We start from the raw sequence: 20,087 nt of genomic DNA on the forward strand, positions 1-20,087 counted from the left end.
TCAGTCTTAGTTTTCTAAGTCTTTACCAGACTTTTTAGCGTAACGGACACGCTTGCCATCTTCACGACGAACACCTAAACGTGTAGGTTCGTTGGTTGATGGGTCAAGGAACATAACGTTTGAAGCATCGATTGGTGCTTCGATGTCCACGATACCGCCTTGTGGGTTAACGTTCGTTGGTTTTTGGTGTTTCTTGATCTTGTTAACACCTTCAACAACGATCCGGTTCTTGGCAGAGATAACCTTTTTAACAGTACCTTCTTGACCACGATCCTTACCGCTGATTACTCGAACTTTATCACCAGTTTTAATCAACATTAGGTTGCGCACCTCCTTATTTACGGTGTGTGATTAGAGTACTTCTGGCGCTAATGAAACGATACGCATGAAGTCTTTATCACGTAATTCACGAGCGACAGGGCCAAAGATACGAGTACCTTGTGGCGTCTTGTCATCACGAATAATAACTGCAGCATTTTCATCAAACTTGATGTATGAACCGTCAGCACGGTGAACACCAGACTTAGTCCGGACGATTACGGCTTTAACGACATCATGAGCTTTGACAACACCACCGGGTGTTGCTTGTTTGACCGTAGCAACAATGATATCACCGATGTTAGCAGTTTTCCGACCAGAGCCACCTAATACCTTAATAGTAAGGATTTCACGGGCACCGGAGTTGTCAGCAACTTTTAAACGACTTTCTTGTTGGATCACAGTAAGTGTCCTCCCTTCATGTAATTTTATTCAGCTAATAATCTAGATAATAACAGCTTTTTGAACAACTTCAATTAAGCGGAAACGCTTAGTAGCTGATAGAGGACGAGTTTCCATGATCTTGACGATATCGCCAATTTTGGCTTCATTCTTTTCATCATGAGCCTTGAATTTCTTTGAATAACGAACACGTTTGCCGTAAACCGGATGGTTCTTGTAAGTTTCGACAATAACAACAATGGTTTTGTCCATCTTGTCAGAAACAACGCGTCCTTGGATCACCTTACGGCTGTTACGAGTATCTTCACTCATTCGTGATTGCCTCCTTTATACTCTACTTGTTTAACTCTTGTTCACGCAACGCAGTTTTAATACGCGCAATGTTCTTACGAACTTGTTTTAAACGAGCGGTGTTTTCAAGCTGACCAGTGGCCAATTGAAAACGCAAGTTGAAAAGTTCGTCTTTGTAAGACTTTTCTTTTTCGAGCATTTCAGTAGTGGACAATGCCTTAATTTCCTTAGCCTTCATCTGATTCGCCACCTACTTCCTCGCGCTTAACAATCTTAGTTTTAACAGGTAACTTAGTTCCAGCCAAGCGTAAAGCTTCGCGTGCAACTTCTTCAGGGACACCGGCAACTTCAAACATAACCTTGTTACGTTTAACTGGTGCTACCCAACCTGCAGGAGTACCTTTCCCATTACCCATCCGGACACCAACACCTTTTTCAGTGTAGGACTTGTGAGGGAAAATCTTAATCCATACTTTACCGCCACGCTTCATGTAACGGTTCATAGCAACACGAGCAGCTTCAATCTGCCGGTTGCTGATCCAGTGTGATTCAAGGGTTTGTAAACCGTAATCACCAAAAGCAACTGTTTTACCGCCTTTAGCTTCACCGCGCATTTTACCACGGTGAACACGACGATACTTAACCCGTTTAGGTACCAGCATGTTTAGTTTCCTCCTTTAGCAGATTTCTTTTCTGGCAAGATTTCGCCACGGTAGATCCAGGTCTTAACACCTAACTTACCGTATGTGGTCCGTGCTTCGACCCATGAATAGTCGATATCGGCACGTAACGTATGCAATGGAACAGTACCATCTGAGTATGCTTCAACACGAGACATGTCGGCACCGTTTAAACGGCCAGCAACTTGTGTCTTAATACCCTTGGCACCGGAACGCATTGTACGTTGCATTGCGCCACGCATAGCACGACGGAAAGCAACCCGGCCTTCCAATTGACGCGCAATACTTTCACCAACTAATTTGGCATCCAAATCAGGCTTCTTGATTTCGATGATGTTGATGTGTACTCGCTTACCAGTTAAATTGTTTAATTCCTTACGAAGTGCTTCAACTTCAGAACCACCCTTACCAATAACCATCCCTGGTTTTGCGGTATGGATTGAAATGTTGACGCGGTTAGCCGCGCGTTCGATTTCAACGGTGGAGACGGAAGCGTCGGCAAGTCGTTGTTCGATATACTTACGGATGCGTAAATCTTCGTTCAAGTAGGCAGCAAAGTCTTTTTCAGCATACCATTTTGCTTCCCAGTCGCGAATGATTCCTACACGTAATCCGGTTGGATTTACTTTTTGACCCACGCGTTATCCCTCCTATTTTTCAGTAACTGTGATCGTAATGTGGCTAGTCCGCTTGTTGATTGGTGAAGCAGAACCCTTTGCCCGTGGACGGAACCGTTTTAAGGTTGGTCCTTCGTTAACAAAAGCTTCGCTTACAACCAAATCTTCACGATCTAAGTCAAAGTTATTTTCAGCGTTAGCAACAGCAGAAAGCAAAACCTTTTCTACTACTGGAGAAGCACCCCGTGGAGTGAACTTCAGGATTGCTAAAGCTTCGGCAACACTTTTACCTCTGATAAGATCGACAACTAGGCGGACCTTACGAGCGGCAATACGAACAGTTTTTGCAGTTGCACGTGCAGATGTTACTTGTTCAGCCATTCTTTATATCCTCCTAACTATTACTTCGTTTTCTTATCGTCAGTTCCATGACCATGGAACGTCCGTGTTGGTACAAATTCACCTAACTTATGACCAACCATGTCATCTTGGATGTAAACTGGGACATGCTTGCGACCATCATAAACAGCGATTGTGTACCCAATGAAACTTGGGAAAATTGTTGAACGACGTGACCACGTCTTGATGACAGATTTCTTGTCAGAATCAGATTGTGCATCGATTTTCTTTAATAAATGCGCATCTGCGAAAGGTCCCTTCTTTAAACTACGACCCATCGTGTGACCTCCTCTCGATAACTACAGTAAATTCAAATTTTATTAATGCTTGCCTGGACGACGACCACGAACGATAAGCTTGTTTGAACGAGCCTTCTTGTTCCGAGTCTTCTTACCAAGGGTCTTCTTACCCCATGGAGACATTGGTGACGGATGACCGATTGGCGCTTTACCTTCACCACCACCATGAGGGTGATCGTTAGGGTTCATTACAGAACCACGAACCGTTGGGCGTTTGCCTTGCCAACGTGAACGACCGGCTTTACCTGAGTTGATCAATTCATGTTGTTCATTACCAACAGTACCAACAGTGGCACGGCTAGTTAAAAGAACTAAACGAACTTCACCAGAAGACAAACGAACGATTGCGTACTTGCCTTCCTTACCAAGTAATTGAGCTGAAGTACCGGCTGAGCGAGCCAATTGGCCACCCTTACCAGGCTTCAATTCGATGTTGTGAATAACAGTACCAACAGGGATGTTAGTTAATGGCAATGCGTTACCAACCTTGATGTCGGCTTCGGCACCTGATTGTACTTGCATACCAACTTCCAAACCTTTTGGTGCTAAGATATATGATTTAACACCGTCAGCGTAAACTAATAATGCGATGTTTGCTGTCCGGTTAGGATCATATTCGATTGCCTTAACGGTTGCTGGAACTTCGTCCTTAATCCGCTTAAAGTCAACCAAACGGTATTGTTGCTTATGACCGCCGCCACGATGACGAACAGTAATGTGACCATAACTGTTACGACCGGCAGTGTGACTTTGTGAGTCTAATAATGACTTTTCTGGCTTCGTCTTAGTGATTTCTGAGAAATCAGAAGCAGTCATATTACGACGGCCGTTAGTGGTTGGTTTATACTTCTTAATACCCACTAGAGTTACCTCCTAAATTAGATTTATTGTTGATCGTCGTTGAACAACTTAATTTCGTTAGAATCAGAACTTAAGGTAACAATCGCCTTACGACGCTTCTTAGTGTAGCCGGCGTAACGACCTTGACGCTTAAGCTTCCCTTTAACGTTCATAACGTTAACTTTAACGACTTTGACATCGAAGATTTCTTCGATTGCTTTTTTAACTTGCGTTTTTGTCGCCTGTACGTTGACATCGAATGTATAGCGCTTGTCGTCCAAGTCAGCCATTGATGCTTCAGTAACGACAGGGCGTAAAATTACATCGCGTGCTTCCATTATGCGAGCGCCTCCTCTAATTGATCGAGGGCTTTTTGGGTAACGACTAATTTGTCACTATTAGCGACATCTAAGACGTTAACACCTTTGGCTTTTAGGATCTTAACATTTGGTAAGTTACGACCCGCCAAAGCAGCCTTTTCATTGTCCTCTTCAACCAAAACAAGAGTCTTGGTATCGACGTTGAGGTTGTTTAACACATTTACAAATTCCTTAGTCTTTGGTGCGTCGAAAGCTAAGCTATCAACTGCAACTAAGCTGTTGTCTAAGACCTTTTGTGAAAGGACAGACTTCAAAGCTAAGCGCATAACCTTCTTAGGTAATCTGTAACTGTATGAACGAGGGGTTGGTCCGAAGACAATCCCACCTTTACGCCATTGTGGTGAACGGATTGAACCTTGACGCGCACGACCAGTACCCTTTTGACGCCATGGTTTACGACCACCACCGCGACGAGCACTACGGTTCTTAACTGCGTGAGTTCCTTGACGCATTGATGCACGTTGCATCAAGATGGCATCAAAAACCACGTTTTCGTTTGGTTCAATACCAAACACAGCGTCGTTCAAAGTAACGTCACCATTTTGCGTACCGTCTTGTTTAAATAATGCTACGCTAGTCATGTATTATGTCCTCCTTCCTTATTTACTCTTAACTGATGTTTTAACTGTAACAAATGACTTGTTAGCGCCAGGGACATTCCCTTTAATTAATAAAACGTTGTTTTCAACGTCGGCACGAACAATTTGTAAGTTTTGCATCGTCCGTTGGCGATTACCCATCCGGCCTGGTAATTTCTTACCTTTGAAGACACGGTTGATAATGGCACCCATTGAACCAGGACGACGATGGTAACGAGAACCGTGAGCCATAGGTCCACGACTTTGGCCATCCTTATGGATATTACCTTGGTAACCATGACCTTTAGTGATACCCGTAACGTCTACGGCGTCGCCAGCTGCGAAAATATCCGCTTTGACTTCGTCACCTACTGTGTAATCTCCAAGCTCAACATTACGAATTTCACGAATGAAGCGCTTAGGAGTCGTTTTTGCTTTTGCTGCATGACCTTGAGCAGGTTTGTTCGTCAAGACTTCGCGTTTGTCGTCAACACCTAATTGGATTGCTTCGTAACCGTCGTTTTCAACAGTCTTAACTTGCAACACAACGTTAGGTTGAACTTCAACAACTGTAACGGGAACTAATTCGCCGCTTTCAGTGAAGACTTGCGTCATTCCTACCTTTTTCCCTAAGATTCCTTTAGTGGTCATGAGTACACCTCCAATTAATTGATTTTAGTTTTGTAAATTAAAGCTTGATTTCAATATCTACACCGCTAGGCAAGTCTAACTTCATTAATGAGTCGACCGTCTTAGGCGTTGGGTTAACGATATCGATTAACCGCTTGTGAGTCCGCATTTCGAATTGTTCACGTGAGTCCTTAAACTTATGTGGTGAACGTAGAACGGTATAAATAGTCCGTTCAGTAGGCAATGGAATTGGACCTGAGATAGTAGCACCAGTTCTCTTTGCCGTTTCGACAATCTTGTCAGCTGACTGATCAAGAATGCGGTGTTCGTATGCCTTTAAGCGAATACGAATTTTTTGCTTTGCCATTGTTGTGACCTCCTTCGTCTATTTTGAAAATAAGACTAGCTCCGTGAAAATTACCGCCACGTCCCATGACAATGTGGCCGGGCGTGTCGCAACCTTTCACATCAAAGCTAACTACGACTACTTGATGATGGGGGTATAGTAATCCCCTTCTAAATACCAAGCACAATCTATAATAAATGAAAAGCTCTGTAATAGCAAGTGTTTTCGCACTTTTTTTATAACCATCGCTGTAAACCGTGTTACCTTTTTTGAACCAGCTCAATTAATGTAACATAAATTGCTGGCAATTAATAGCGTTTGTGCTTATTTTTTTGGTTACTAACGATGCTCACTGATTTTCTGAAGGCCCCGATCCAAATTAACGCCCTTCATGTTAAATACTAAACACGCTCTCAGCTAAACGCGCTGACCATCTTAGTTCTTATCCACTTACTTTTCTGCTGAGCCGTCACAATCTCACGACACAGTGTTATCTATAGAAGCAACTTGACCAATGTGACATTACTCAAGCCTTAATTGCCCCTACTAGCCGCAACTTAGATGGTGCGGGTGACAACGTTAAAGACTCGTCAGTAATACCCGAGTCTTTTGGGACACGCATTGTGCTAGTTAATTCGGTCTGCGTCATGATCAAAGCATGCCGTTTTTATGTTCAAAAGTGCCAGCTGAGACCCGCTGGAAATAGTGCAAGTTCGTGTAAGCATGCAGGTGTAGTGTCGTCCTACTCCGGCTTCCAGGTATTCAAAAGACGGACATGTGTGAACCCAACCTTTTATTGGATGAGTCGTTGGTTCTAAGCATAGGGCCATTTTGAAGTTCGACTGTCAGACTATTTTCTCACAATCGCTAAACTTCCTTACACATACTTTAATGCTTCGGACACACGCTTCACTGAACCTTTCAGAATTTTCTCCAGTCCCCTGAGATAGCAGAGTACTGAGTCTAAACGAAGGAAATCTTATCGACTAATGTACAGACTGGTTGCAATTAAGGCTAATGAATAATATTCAAGTAATCTTCCAAATACTCAAATGCCATCAGTCATCATCAATATCGCTCAAAAGTTTGCTCAAAGGACCTGTCTCCTAATATTCAATGTTCAAATTGTACCAAAATAGGTGGTCGTTCATCCGCCATTCGAGCGGCTTCCCGACTGGAGGGGTTGGCTGACAATGCTCAGTAGCCAAATTATTCTTAGTCGGAAGCGAACTTCTTCCCGCTTAGAATAAGACTCGTGTTTGAAATTGCGCAGTGATTTTCTGCGTGAGTTCAAATCGATGTCGGCTTACGTTACAGCAATTGTCGGCCGGCCCCGGAAGTCGGGCTAAGGCGCACACCAGCTGACGAACAGGAATCCAAACAAGTGGCACGATTTAATCATCCTTAATGCTAAATCATACCCAGCATAACGTGTTCTACTATAATATCCGCTCATGCTTAGTACGACCTCACAGCGCCCGTTTTGAGCTGTCAGTCGCATCTGGCGCTCTCTTTCCCTATATTCCTCAATCTGCCCTCAGCACGCTCACAAGTTCGATTAAGGCACACAAGTCACTCGTTTCAACCAAACGACACCCCACACATCAAAAAAGTGCAAAAAAAAAGAACGCCCAGCCGAAGCTGAACGTTCTTCATATGATTAATCAAGCTTAGTTGGCAGGAGTGCCGCCATTCTTCTTGATAATATCTTCTTGAACTGACTTTGGAACCTTTTCGTAATGATCAAAGGTCATCGTGAATGTCCCACGACCTTGAGTCGCTGAACGAAGTGTGGTTGCATAACCAAACATTTCAGCCAAAGGAACGTAAGCATGAACTTCTTGGGCATTCCCACGTTCTTCCATACCTTCGATGTTACCACGACGAGCAGTAACGTGTCCCATAACATCACCTAAGTAATCTTCTGGGGCAACGATATCAACCTTCATGATAGGTTCAAGGATAACAGGGCCAGCTGACTTAACGGCATTCCGCAATGCTAATGAAGCGGCAATCTTGAAGGCAGCTTCACTAGAATCGACATCATGGTAAGAACCATCATAGAGCTTAGCCTTAACGTCAACTAAAGGATAACCAGCTAACACACCGTTAGCCATAGCTTCCTTCAAACCTTGTTCAACTGAAGGAATATATTCACGAGGAACAACCCCACCGACGATGGCGTCTTCGAATTCGAAGCCTTTACCTTCTTCGTTAGGAGTGAATTCGATCCAAACATCACCATATTGACCTTTACCACCAGATTGGTGAACGAACTTACCTTGAACTTGAGTGCTCTTGGTGAAGGTTTCACGGTATGAAACTTGAGGCGCACCAACAGTGGCTTCAACGTTAAATTCACGCCGCATCCGGTCAACGATGATATCCAAATGCAATTCACCCATCCCGGCGATCAAAGTTTCACCAGTTTCAGGGTTAGTTTCAGCCTTGAAAGTAGGATCTTCTTCAGAAAGCTTTTGTAAGGCAACGTTCATCTTATCTTGGTCAGCCTTAGTCTTAGGTTCAACGGCAACCTGGATAACTGGGTCAGGGAATTCCATTGATTCCAAGTGGTATGGATGGTCAACAGAAGTCAATGAATCACCAGTCGTGGTGTTCTTCAAACCAATCGCAGCGGCGATATCACCAGAGAAGACTTCTGGGATTTCTTTCCGTTGGTTAGAATGCATTTGAAGTAAACGACCAACACGTTCACGCTTGTCCTTAGTGGCATTCAAGACGTATGAACCAGATTCCAAAGTACCTTGGTATACCCGGATGAAAGTCAAACGACCAACGAATGGGTCAGTAGCAACCTTAAATGCTAAGGCAGCGAATGGCTTGTCATCACCGGCGATCAAGTCAACTTCTTCATCAGTTTCAGGATCAGTGGCCTTGTATGGCTTAACATCAAGTGGTGATGGTAAGTAGTCCACAACGGCATCCATTAACATTTGAACACCCTTGTTCTTGAAGGCTGAACCAGCTAATACTGGGAAGAATTCAAGTGCTAACGTACCCTTACGGATAGCAGCTTTGATTTCTTCTTTGCTGATTTCTTCACCGCCAAGGTACTTTTCCATGATGCCGTCATCGATGTCAGCTAAGGCTTCGATTAAGTCATCACGAGCAGCTTGGGCTTCTTCTTTGTATTCATCAGGAACGTCAACCGTATCCCATTCAGTACCAAGTTGATCTTCATCATAAAGGTCAGCCTTCATTTCGATTAAGTCAATGACCCCTTCGAAATTGTCTTCGGCACCGATTGGTAATTGGATGGCGTGGGCGTTAGCTTGTAAGCGGTCATGAATCGTGCTTACAGAGTACTTGAAGTCCGCACCAATTTTGTCCATCTTATTAACGAAAACGATCCGGGGAACGTTATACGTTGATGCTTGACGCCAAACCGTTTCAGTTTGAGGTTCAACACCAGATTGGGCATCCAAAACAGCGATGGCACCATCTAAAACCCGAAGTGAACGTTCAACTTCAACAGTGAAGTCAACGTGTCCTGGGGTATCGATGATGTTGATCCGGTGGTTCTTCCACTGCGCAGTCGTGGCAGCTGAAGTAATGGTAATCCCACGTTCTTGTTCTTGGGCCATCCAGTCCATTTGTGAAGCACCATCATGGGTTTCACCAATTTTGTGAATCTTACCAGTGTAGTACAAGATACGTTCAGTAGTCGTGGTCTTACCAGCATCGATATGGGCCATAATACCAATATTACGGGTCTTATCGAGTGAGAATTCTCGTGTATTAGCCATTAGAAAATGTGTTACTCCTCTCAATTTAAATGGAATTAACAGTATAAAGCTTATTTCAAAAAATGACTACTATATGCGCACATATAATAGCCACCTTTTTTGTGATTAGTTAAAGGCGACCTTTAACCATTTCACGGATATATTACCAACGATAGTGAGCGAAGGCCCGGTTGGCTTCAGCCATCCGATGCGTATCTTCACGCTTCTTAACAGAAGCACCAGTATTGTTAGCAGCATCCATGATTTCACGAGCTAACCGGTCGGACATGGTATGTTCGCCACGTGAGCGAGCATATTGAACGATCCAACGAAGGCCAAGAGTCGTCTTACGATCTGGGCGAACTTCGATTGGAACTTGGTAGTTAGAACCACCAACACGGCGGGCCTTAACTTCAAGTACTGGCATAACGTTCTTCATCGCTTCTTCGAAGACTTCCAAAGGATCGTTACCAGTTTGTTCTTTGATTTGATCAAAAGCATCATACAAAATAGTTGATGCAGTACCGCGCTTACCATCTAACATTAAGTGGTTAATTAAACGCGTTACTAATTTAGAGTTATACATTGGATCTGCTAAAACTTCGCGTTTTGCAGGTGCACCTTTTCTTGGCATTTAACTTACCTCCTTATTATTTCTTTGGCTTCTTGGTACCGTACTTGGAACGGCTTTGGCGACGATCTTCGACACCGGCAGTATCCAAGGCACCACGGATAACATGGTAACGAACACCAGGTAAATCCTTAACACGACCACCACGAATTAAAACAACACTATGTTCTTGGAGGTTATGACCAATACCAGGAATGTAAGCTGTAACTTCGATTAAGTTTGATAAACGTACACGGGCATACTTCCGTAAAGCCGAGTTAGGCTTCTTAGGAGTCATGGTACCGACACGAGTAGCAACCCCACGCTTTTGTGGTGCTGGGTTCTTAGTTGCAACCTTCTTGTAACTGTTATACCCAAAGTTTAATGCTGGGGAATTTGATTTTGATACTTTAGACTTACGGCCTTTACGAATTAATTGGTTAATTGTTGGCATGTTCTAAAGTGTCCTCCTTCCAAAAATCTGTATTTTTAAGTCCACACATCCAGGTGGTTCTTTTTTGAGTAAAAAGAAAAACCCGAATCATGGTTATTGTGCGCTTAGCCGACCAGTCAGCATGTCTGTATTCCTGATACAGGAATCTGTCTGCAAAAAGCACCTTTACTAGACTATCATGACATCCCGAAGTTGTCAATAAATGTTGCAGAAAAATAGTTTGCGAGCGTTTTACGTAACTACTCATATGAAAGGTGGTTTTATCATGTTAACCCTGTTCCATTTCATACTCGGTCTGTGCTTAGGGTCGTTTATCGTCTGCACCGCCGAACGACTATCCAGTAATCAACCCGTCTGGGGGACGCAACGTTCGATTTGCCCTAATTGTCGACACCAGTTGCGTGCTTGGCAACTCATCCCACTACTAGGCGTTCTCTTGCAACGCGGACGTTGCCACGACTGCCAGCAGCCGATTCCACTACAATCTAGTCTAGTTGAAGGGTTGTGTGGCGTCTTGGTTGCGACGAGCACCGGCCCACTCACGACTGCACTGCCCCTTATTATCGGCTACCTAGTCTTAATTTTCAATAGCCTGACTGATTACCTGAACTACAATGTCTATCCATTGACGCTCATTACACCAGCAGTGCTGGGTCTCTGGCAACAACGCCCCAACCTCGATATCGGCTTTTATATTTTGCTCGTGCTGATCGTCACACTCTACCTGCTCGCTCGCTTAACGCCGACATTTGGATTGGGAGACGTTGATGTCTTATTGATGTTAGGTTGCCTAGCCACGGCGAACGCGATTCTCACCAGTTTGGCCTTAGCTTCAACTGCTGCCCTTGTCTTTTTTATTCTCGGTTCATCTAAGCGACGCCTGCCGTTCGTTCCGTTTATCAGCTGGGGCTTTATTCTGGTGACACAACTGGTCGGTCCAACTTAAACCTGAAACCCATCTGGTGATTACTGCGGTATGTGTGTCGCTTGAAATGCATACCAATTAGTCAAAACGCCTCACACAATTAGTGACACCAAATCACTTATGGCTCGACAGTCACTGCAGGTTCTTGTCCGATTTCCGCGATTAATCAGCTGATAACACTGAAACGTGCTCGACGGCGATCTGACCTCACGTGGAAAATTGTCGCATTCCAAAACCAGCTGTAGCCATCAATCGACACCAGCACCGCAACCCAGCACGCCCCATAATTTAGCCCAAACAAAAAGGACGACCATCACGGCCGCCCTTTTCGGGAACAGCTAGCAATTACTTGCTAGCATCCTGTTCTTGCATTTGTTTTTCAAGATCACTGATTGAGTAAACCCCATCAGCAACGTTGCCAACTTCCTTAGGTTTGATATGACGGTAAACCGGCATACCAGTACCAGCAGGAATAATCTTACCGATGATAACATTTTCTTTCAGACCGATCAGTGGATCGTTCTTACCACGAATAGCAGCATCAGTTAAGACACGCGTCGTTTCCTGGAATGAAGCAGCTGACAAGAAACTGTTCGTTTCAAGAGCGGCCTTGGTAATCCCAAGAATAACTGGCCGTGACGTTGCAGGAATACCACCGGCAATCAAGGTCTTGTAGTTCTCATCCTTGAAGTCTGCAATATCCATCAACGTACCAGGCAAGACGTCGGTATCGCCCGGATCCATGACCCGAACTTTACGTAACATTTGCCGAATCATGATTTCAACGTGCTTATCACCGATTTCAACCCCTTGCATCCGGTAAACCTTTTGAACTTCACGGAGCAAGTAGTTTTCAGTTGATAAGACATCACGCACTTGAATTAATTGCTTAGGATCAATTGACCCAATGTTCAACGGTGCACCACGGTGAATAAAGTCGCCTTCACTAACCGCCATCCGTGCAGTTAACGGCAACGTGTAAGTCCGAGTATCGGTTTCACCCTTAACTGTGACTTCCTTGGTCCGTTCCGCTGGGTTTTCTTCAATCAATTCAACTGTCCCAGTAACTTCTGAGATTTCGGCACGCCCTTTAGGATTCCGTGATTCCACAATTTCTTGCACACGAGGCAACCCTTGGGTAATATCGTCCCCGGCAACACCACCGGTATGGAAGTTCCGCATGGTCAATTGAGTACCAGGTTCACCGATAGACTGTGCGGCAACTGTCCCAACAGCTTCACCGACTTCAACTTCATCACCAGTAGCCATGTTACGGCCGTAGCAATGTTCACAAACCCCGTGCTTCGTGTTGCAAGTAAATGCAGAACGGATCGTAACTTCCGTAACACCAGCATCAACGATTTTATGAGCTAAGTCTTCATCGATCAAGACGTTGTTACCAACAATTTCATCATGTGTTTCAGGATTGAAGACCGTCTTCATCGTGTAACGACCTAAAATCCGGTCATACAATGGTTCGATGACTTCGTTACCTTCCATGATTGCGTGAATCCGCAAACCACGGTCAGTACCACAATCCTTTTCACGAACGATAACATCTTGGGCCACATCAACCAGACGCCGAGTCAGGTAACCTGAGTTGGCAGTCTTCAAGGCCGTATCGGTCATCCCTTTACGAGCACCGTGGGTTGAAATGAACATTTCCAAGACAGACAAACCTTCACGGAAGTTAGAAAGGATTGGCAATTCCATGATCTTACCGTTAGGGGCAGCCATCAAACCACGCATCCCAGCCAACTGAGTAAAGTTTGAAATGTTACCACGCGCACCGGAATCACTCATCATGAAGATTGGGTTATCCGCGTTGAAACTTTCAATCAGTTTTTGTTGGATTTGGTCCTTAGCGTCGTTCCAGACACCAATGACCCGTTCATAACGTTCGTCGTCAGTAATTAAACCACGACGGAACTGCTTGGAAATCGTATTAACTTGCTTATGGGCTTCAGCGACGATTTCTGGCTTTTCTGGTAAACCAGTAATGTCGGCAACCCCAACCGTCAAACCAGACTTAGTTGAAATGTTGTAACCTAAGTCCTTCATCCGGTCAAGCAAGAGTGACGTTGCAGTCACATGATATTGCTTGTAAACTTCGGCGATAATGTCAGCCAAGAAGCCCTTCTTGAATGGTGGAATAATTTCCTGCGCATCCAAGAATTGATGAATATCTTCACCAGGCTTCAAGAAGTACTTGTCAGGTGTACCAGCAATCAAGTTATCATTGGTTGGTTCGTTCAAGTAAGGGAACTTACCAGGCAAGATATCGTTGAAGATGGCTTTCCCAACTGTCGTCACTAAGACGGCTTGCTTCTGTTCGTCGGTAAATGGCTTGTCAGGCATTGATGAAACTTGAATTCCGACCCGGCTGTGTAAGTGCACATAACCAGATTGGTAAGCCTTTTGCGCTTCGTTCAAGTCTTTGAAAATCATGCCTTCGCCTTCACGACCGATTTCTTCAGTCGTCAAGTAGTAGTTACCGATAACCATATCTTGTGATGGCGTAACAACGGGCTTCCCGTCCTTAGGTGCCAAAATATGGTGGGCAGCTAACATTAAGAGCCGTGCTTCAGCTTGAGCTTCGTCTGAAAGCGGCACGTGAATGGCCATTTGGTCACCATCAAAATCGGCGTTGTAGGCTTCACAAGCTAATGGGTGTAACCGCATCGCTTTACCACTAACTAAGACGGGTTCAAACGCTTGAATCCCTAAACGGTGAAGCGTAGGGGCCCGGTTCAACAGTACCGGATGCTCCTTGATAACGTCTTCCAACACGCCCCAGACATCGTCGTCAGCATGTTCGATCTTACGCTTAGCGTTCTTAATGTTAGAAGCTAATTCACGTTTAACCAATTCTTTCATAATGAACGGTTTGAACAATTCCAACGCCATTTGACGTGGTAAGCCCATTTGGTTCATCTTCAAGAAAGGCCCAACATCGATAACCGAACGACCAGAGTAGTCGACACGCTTACCAAGTAAGTTTTGACGGAACCGCCCTTGCTTCCCTTTCAACATGTGTGAAAGAGACTTCAATGGCCGGTTACCAGGACCAGCAACTGGACGGCCACGACGACCGTTATCGATCAACGCATCAACGGCTTCTTGTAACATCCGCTTTTCGTTTTGCACGATAATCCCAGGTGCATTTAAGTCCAACAGGCGCTTCAACCGGTTGTTACGGTTGATGACCCGCCGGTACAAGTCGTTCAAGTCAGAAGTGGCGAAACGGCCACCTTCCAATTGAACCATTGGCCGCAAGTCCGGTGGAATGACCGGAATTGCATCCATTACCATCCAAGCAGGTTCGTTACCAGATGTCACGAACGCCTCGATGATATCAAGCCGACGAACGGCACGTGTCCGTTTTTGACCAGAAGCATCCTTCAAAGTTTCCTTCAAATCACGGGCTTCTTTTTCAAGATCCACGTCATTGAGTAACCGTTTGATAGCTTCAGCACCCATGGCAGCTTCAAATTCGTTGCCATATTGGGCCTTCTTCTCACGGTATTCACGTTCAGAAAGCAATTGCTTCTTTTCAAGTGGCGTGTTACCAGATTCGATAACGACGTATGAAGCGAAGTAAATGATTTCTTCAAGTGCACGGGGACTCATGTCCAAGACTAAGCCCATCCGGCTAGGAATTCCTTTAAAGTACCAGATGTGTGTCACTGGTGCGGCAAGTTCGATATGACCCATCCGTTCACGACGGACTTTACTACGTGTCACTTCGACACCACAACGGTCACAGACAATACCCTTATAACGGATCCGTTTGTATTTACCACAAGCACATTCCCAATCCTTAGTAGGACCGAAAATCCGTTCGTCAAACAGACCGTCTTTTTCAGGTTTCAATGTCCGGTAGTTAATGGTTTCTGGCTTTTTGACTTCGCCATATGACCAGCTGCGGATCTTGTCTGGTGATGCCAGACCGATCTGCATGCTTTCAAACTTGTTGACATCGATCAAAGGACCGACCTCCCTTTTTATTGATTATCTTGCTGAGCGTTGGTTGTTTCGGAAGGCTTTGCGGCTGCGTCAGCTTTCGCCTTTTCAGCGGCCTTCTCATCTTGTTGTTGTTTAAACTTGCTAAGGGCATCAACGTTAACGACATCATCGTCATCGTCGTCCATGTCACGTAGCTCGATTTCTTTATCGTTCGAATCTAAGACCTTCATGTCCAGACCAAGTGCTTGTAATTCCTTGACCAACACACGGAATGATTCCGGTACGCCTGGCTTAGGAATTGGTTCGCCCTTAACGATGGCTTCATAGGTCTTAACCCGACCAACCACGTCATCTGACTTGTAAGTCAAGATTTCTTGCAAGGTGTATGCAGCACCATAAGCTTCCAAGGCCCAAACTTCCATTTCACCAAACCGTTGGCCCCCAAATTGCGCTTTCCCACCAAGTGGTTGTTGCGTAACCAGAGAGTAAGGTCCGATTGAACGAGCATGGATCTTATCGTCAACCATGTGACTAAGCTTCATATAGTGCATGACCCCAACAGCGACCCGCTTATCAAACGGTTCACCAGTCCGACCATCATAAACGATCGACTTGGCGTCTGAATCAACACCGGCTTCACGAACAGCGTCCCAGATATCTTTATCTTGAGCACCATCAAAAACAGGCGTTGCCATGTGGATCCCTAATTTACGAGCAGCCATTCCCAAATGCAATTCGAGCACTTGCCCGATGTTCATACGGGAAGGCACACCCATGGGACTCAGCATGATATCGATTGGGGTACCATCTGGCATGTACGGCATGTCTTCTTCAGGAACCACGATTGAAACGGTCCCTTTGTTCCCATGCCGGCCGGCCATCTTGTCACCAACTTGGATCTTCCGCTTTTGCGCGATGTAGACCCGAACCATCATGTTAACACCAGGTGATAATTCATCCCCGTTTTCACGAGTAAAGATCTTAACATCCTGGATGATACCGCCGCCACCATGAGGAACCCGCAATGACGTATCACGAACTTCACGCGCCTTTTCACCAAAGATGGCGTGTAGGAGCCGTTCTTCAGCTGATAATTCAGTAACCCCTTTTGGCGTTACCTTACCAACTAAGATGTCGCCGTCTTTAACTTCGGCACCAATCCGGATAATCCCATCTTCGTCGAGGTTCTTCAAAGCGTCTTCCCCAACGTTAGGAATTTCACGGGTCATTTCTTCAGGTCCAAGCTTCGTGTCACGCGCTTCTGATTCATATTCTTCAATATGGATCGACGTGTAAACATCTTCACGGACCAACCGTTCGTTAATGATGATGGCATCTTCGAAGTTGTAACCGTTCCAAGTCATGAAGGCAACTAATGGGTTTTGTCCAAGGGCAAGTTCCCCGCCTTCCATTGCTGGACCATCGGCTAAGACTTCATCGTTATCCACGTGGTCTCCAACCTTAACGATTGGACGTTGGTTGTAGTTCTTACCACCGTTTGAACGACGGAACTTCATTAACTTGTAAGTGTCTAATGAACCATCGTCACGACGAACACGAACTTCACGTGCATCGACATATTCAACGGTCCCTTCATGACGACAAATCAACGCGATCCCGGAGTCATGGGCGGCCTTGTATTCAATCCCAGTCCCAATCAATGGGGCGTGTGGATCAAGCAATGGCACAGCTTGCCGTTGCATGTTGGCACCCATCAAGGCCCGGTTCGAGTCATCGTTTTCCAAGAATGGAATACATGCCGTTGCGACGGCAACCACTTGTTTAGGCGAAACGTCCATGTAATCGACATTTTCGATTGGCGTTTCCAAGTTTTCTTCCTTGTTACGAGCTAAAACAGTGTCTTCAACGAATGAACCATCATCGTTCAACGGTGAGTTGGCTTGTGCAATCACGAATTGGTCTTCTTCGTCGGCTGCTAGGTAGTCGATCTTGTCAGTAACCTTATGCGTCGTCCAATCAACCCGCCGGTATGGCGTTTCGATGAAGCCGTAACGGTTAACTTTAGCATATGAAGACAAACTGTTGATCAACCCAATGTTCGGGCCTTCAGGCGTTTCGATTGGGCACATCCGACCGTAGTGGGTATAGTGCACGTCACGAACTTCATAACCGGCACGATCACGAGTCAAACCACCAGGTCCTAAGGCTGATAAACGCCGCTTATGCGTTAATTCACCTAATGGGTTGGTTTGGTCCATGAATTGTGACAATTGTGATGACCCAAAGAATTCCTTGATTGAGGCCACAACTGGACGAATGTTGATCAATTGTTGTGGTGTTACCGTAGCAGCATCTTGAATTGACATCCGTTCACGAACAACCCGTTCCATCCGGGATAACCCGATCCGGAATTGGTTTTGTAATAATTCACCCACGGAACGAATCCGCCGGTTACCCAAGTGATCAATATCATCAGTTGAGCCAAGACCTTCTTGCAAGTTGTAGAAGTAGTTAATAGAAGCAATGATATCAGCAGGCAAAATATGCTTGAACTTCAAATCAATGTTGCCATTACCAATCACATTAACGACCTTTTCAGGATCGTTTTGTGAATAAACTTTAACCACTTGTAAGACCATTGGGTTAGTAACAACCGCTTCATCAGATGGTGTGTAAGTAACCGTCTTGAAGTCGTCACGTTCCAAGTATGGTGCTAACTTTGCCATGACGTTCTTGTCAATGACCGTATCCTTTTGCGCGATAACTTCACCAGTATCTGGGTCAGCCAACGTTTCAGCTAAGGTTTGGTCCATCAAACGCGTCTTCATGCTTAACTTCTTGTTGACCTTGTAACGACCAACAGGTGCGAAGTCATAACGCTTTGGATCAAAGAACCGCGCCGTTAACAAACTCCGTGAACTGTCAGCGGTCTTAGGTTCACCAGGACGTAGCCGTTCGTAGATGTCCTTCAAAGATTCTTCGACCCGTGAGTCGTCAGTATTCTTATGAACATCTTTTTCCAACGTTAACATCAAACTGTCAGTTTCACCTAACATGTCAATGATGTCATCATCTGAGCCATAACCTAAAGCCCGTACTAATTCAGTCAATGGAATCTTCCGTGTCCGGTCGATTCGAACGTACGAAACATTCTTAGCGTCAGTTTCAAGTTCTAACCAAGCGCCTCGGTTAGGAATAACCGTGGTCCCATAGCTAGGACGCCCATTCTTATCTAATTCTTCATTAAAGTAAACGCCGGGTGAACGAACCAATTGTGAAACAATGACCCGTTCGGCACCGTTGATAATAAACGTCCCTTGTTCAGTCATTAATGGAAAATCACCGAAGAATACGTCTTGCGACTTGATTTCACCAGTTTCGTGATTAGTCAAACGTAGGGTAACGTGCAATGGTGCCGAATAGTTGGCATCATGTTCACGAGCTTCTTCGACGGTGTACTTTGGTTCTAATAATTGATAGTCGACAAATTCAAGTGAAAGTTTTCCTGCGAAATCGTCGATCGGCATAATATCTTCAAACATTTCCCGGAGACCTTCATCCAAGAACCATTGGTAGGAATCGGTCTGGATTTCGATCAAGTTAGGCAAATCAAGAACTTCCTTGATACGTGCATAACTTCTACGGGTACGGTGTTTACCGTATTTTACTAAATGTCCGGCCAAGTTGTTCACCCCTTCTTATTATTCCGGAACCCGGCCCACCTTCAGTCAAATATTACATTTGTGTTACAAATGCGTTTTTGACCGAATTTTAGGCATAAAAAAACCAAAAATAGTCGCTTAAGTTGACTATTTTTGGATTTATATTAGCGAGCCGCGCAGACAATAGATTGCGCGATTGCTCGAGTTCACGGTTACAGACAATTTATAATATACAGCCTTTTACCCAGGTTGTCAACCCAGAAACTCGTGACACTCATTGCGCATCTGGTTCAACTGCAACCCCATATAAGATCATCTTCAACAACGTTTGGACCCGGGTCCGCTCATCGGCATGCGGATCACCGATGCGATGGAACGTATTAAACAGTGGGCTCAAACTAGTGATATAAAAACTAGCGGCCATCTGCGGGGTCACACCAGCGTGCAGTTGCATAGCTGGCTGTTCAAAGACCGCTTGAATCGGTTTTACGTAGTCGGTCGCAAAGATCCCACCTAGTTCGCGTATATGGTCCCGTTTCAGAGCCTTGAAGCTGGAATGAATCAGTGTGAAGACATCGGCGGGATGCTTGTGCGTCAGTAGTAGTGACACTTCCGTCAATTGTTCGAGTGGTGACCAATCCGTGCGGGCCTGAATTTCCTCAATCCCAGCTTTAATTTCTGCGCCAACCGTTGTAATCACCGCTAGAAAAATAACTTCCTTATCTTTGAAATGGTGATACAGTGCCGGCTGAGTAATCCCAATCGCATTGGCGATGTCCCGCGTACTCGTCGCGGCGTACCCGTTCTTCAAGAACAGTTCTCGTGCCGTATCTAAAATTGCTTGGTGCGTCTTCGCCATTTGTTCGGCTCGCGTCGTCATGTCATCATCTTCTTTCATCTTTTATTTCCTATTATAATTTACACCAATCAGTAGCGAACCACCAGCCGCAAAACTCGCTGAATGCATTCGGATTGGCGTGATC

General features: G+C 45.1%; 20 protein-coding genes. 1 reads left to right on the forward strand and 19 read right to left on the reverse strand.

From position 1 onward, the window contains the following. Positions 1-6 precede the first annotated feature (6 nt). From rplX to rpsL, 16 genes are all read right to left on the reverse strand, one after another. On the reverse strand, positions 7-318 hold the full coding sequence (gene rplX / locus KGF65_RS05270; RefSeq protein WP_003638071.1) for a 50S ribosomal protein L24: 312 nt from the start codon (positions 316-318) through the stop codon (positions 7-9). Between the two features lie 33 nt (positions 319-351). Next, the gene (gene rplN, locus KGF65_RS05275; RefSeq protein ID WP_003638070.1) at positions 352-720 is read right to left on the reverse strand and encodes a 50S ribosomal protein L14; all 369 of its coding nucleotides are present in this window, start codon (positions 718-720) and stop codon (positions 352-354) included. A 42-nt stretch (positions 721-762) separates the two neighbouring features. Beyond that, positions 763-1,032: a 30S ribosomal protein S17 gene (gene rpsQ / locus KGF65_RS05280; protein WP_050338976.1), complete on the reverse strand. Its 270-nt coding sequence runs from the start codon at positions 1,030-1,032 to the stop codon at positions 763-765. 22 nt (positions 1,033-1,054) lie between these two features. Beyond that, positions 1,055-1,249, reverse strand: coding sequence for a 50S ribosomal protein L29 (gene rpmC / locus KGF65_RS05285; RefSeq protein WP_003638068.1), 195 nt, complete (start codon positions 1,247-1,249; stop codon positions 1,055-1,057). Then, a complete protein-coding gene (gene rplP / locus KGF65_RS05290; protein WP_003638067.1) occupies positions 1,239-1,673 on the reverse strand; it encodes a 50S ribosomal protein L16 in 435 nt (144 codons plus the stop codon). The genes rpmC and rplP overlap by 11 nt, the downstream gene beginning before the upstream one ends. A gap of 2 nt (positions 1,674-1,675) precedes the next feature. Further along, entirely contained in the window at positions 1,676-2,329 is a 654-nt protein-coding gene (gene rpsC, locus KGF65_RS05295) for a 30S ribosomal protein S3 (protein WP_003638066.1), read from the reverse strand. Between the two features lie 12 nt (positions 2,330-2,341). After that, a complete protein-coding gene (gene rplV / locus KGF65_RS05300) occupies positions 2,342-2,689 on the reverse strand; it encodes a 50S ribosomal protein L22 (protein WP_003638065.1) in 348 nt (115 codons plus the stop codon). A 20-nt stretch (positions 2,690-2,709) separates the two neighbouring features. Further along, complete coding sequence (rpsS, locus tag KGF65_RS05305; RefSeq protein ID WP_003638064.1) at positions 2,710-2,985, reverse strand: 30S ribosomal protein S19; 276 nt, start codon at positions 2,983-2,985, stop codon at positions 2,710-2,712. A 42-nt stretch (positions 2,986-3,027) separates the two neighbouring features. Next, a complete protein-coding gene (rplB, locus tag KGF65_RS05310; protein WP_003638063.1) occupies positions 3,028-3,867 on the reverse strand; it encodes a 50S ribosomal protein L2 in 840 nt (279 codons plus the stop codon). Between the two features lie 23 nt (positions 3,868-3,890). After that, entirely contained in the window at positions 3,891-4,184 is a 294-nt protein-coding gene (rplW, locus tag KGF65_RS05315; RefSeq protein WP_003638062.1) for a 50S ribosomal protein L23, read from the reverse strand. After that, on the reverse strand, positions 4,184-4,807 hold the full coding sequence (gene rplD, locus KGF65_RS05320; protein WP_050338977.1) for a 50S ribosomal protein L4: 624 nt from the start codon (positions 4,805-4,807) through the stop codon (positions 4,184-4,186). The genes rplW and rplD overlap by 1 nt, the downstream gene beginning before the upstream one ends. 18 nt (positions 4,808-4,825) lie before the next feature. Beyond that, positions 4,826-5,455 carry a 50S ribosomal protein L3 gene (rplC, locus tag KGF65_RS05325; RefSeq protein WP_003638060.1) on the reverse strand — a complete coding sequence of 210 codons (630 nt, stop codon included), beginning with the start codon at positions 5,453-5,455 and terminating at the stop codon, positions 4,826-4,828. A 37-nt stretch (positions 5,456-5,492) separates the two neighbouring features. Then, positions 5,493-5,801 (reverse strand): 30S ribosomal protein S10, encoded by a 309-nt coding sequence (gene rpsJ, locus KGF65_RS05330; RefSeq protein ID WP_003638059.1) that lies wholly within the window; start codon positions 5,799-5,801, stop codon positions 5,493-5,495. Positions 5,802-7,450: 1,649 nt separating this feature from the next. Then, on the reverse strand, positions 7,451-9,547 hold the full coding sequence (fusA, locus tag KGF65_RS05335; RefSeq protein ID WP_003638058.1) for an elongation factor G: 2,097 nt from the start codon (positions 9,545-9,547) through the stop codon (positions 7,451-7,453). A gap of 142 nt (positions 9,548-9,689) precedes the next feature. After that, complete coding sequence (gene rpsG, locus KGF65_RS05340; protein ID WP_003638057.1) at positions 9,690-10,160, reverse strand: 30S ribosomal protein S7; 471 nt, start codon at positions 10,158-10,160, stop codon at positions 9,690-9,692. A 16-nt stretch (positions 10,161-10,176) separates the two neighbouring features. After that, positions 10,177-10,590 carry a 30S ribosomal protein S12 gene (rpsL, locus tag KGF65_RS05345; protein ID WP_003638056.1) on the reverse strand — a complete coding sequence of 138 codons (414 nt, stop codon included), beginning with the start codon at positions 10,588-10,590 and terminating at the stop codon, positions 10,177-10,179. Between the two features lie 265 nt (positions 10,591-10,855). Between rpsL and KGF65_RS05350 the strand changes: the two genes are divergently transcribed. Beyond that, positions 10,856-11,536 (forward strand): A24 family peptidase, encoded by a 681-nt coding sequence (locus KGF65_RS05350; RefSeq protein ID WP_101873892.1) that lies wholly within the window; start codon positions 10,856-10,858, stop codon positions 11,534-11,536. A 324-nt stretch (positions 11,537-11,860) separates the two neighbouring features. Here the strand turns inward: KGF65_RS05350 and rpoC are convergent, their stop codons facing one another. From rpoC to KGF65_RS05365, 3 genes are all read right to left on the reverse strand, one after another. Beyond that, positions 11,861-15,502 (reverse strand): DNA-directed RNA polymerase subunit beta', encoded by a 3,642-nt coding sequence (rpoC, locus tag KGF65_RS05355; protein WP_101873893.1) that lies wholly within the window; start codon positions 15,500-15,502, stop codon positions 11,861-11,863. A 17-nt stretch (positions 15,503-15,519) separates the two neighbouring features. Then, the gene (locus tag KGF65_RS05360; RefSeq protein WP_050338980.1) at positions 15,520-19,134 is read right to left on the reverse strand and encodes a DNA-directed RNA polymerase subunit beta; all 3,615 of its coding nucleotides are present in this window, start codon (positions 19,132-19,134) and stop codon (positions 15,520-15,522) included. A gap of 244 nt (positions 19,135-19,378) precedes the next feature. Further along, positions 19,379-19,984, reverse strand: coding sequence for a TetR/AcrR family transcriptional regulator (locus tag KGF65_RS05365; protein ID WP_088771257.1), 606 nt, complete (start codon positions 19,982-19,984; stop codon positions 19,379-19,381). Positions 19,985-20,087 lie beyond the last annotated feature (103 nt).

Source organism: Lactiplantibacillus sp. 30.2.29, assembly GCF_018991255.1.
Lineage (GTDB): Bacteria > Bacillota > Bacilli > Lactobacillales > Lactobacillaceae > Lactiplantibacillus > Lactiplantibacillus pentosus.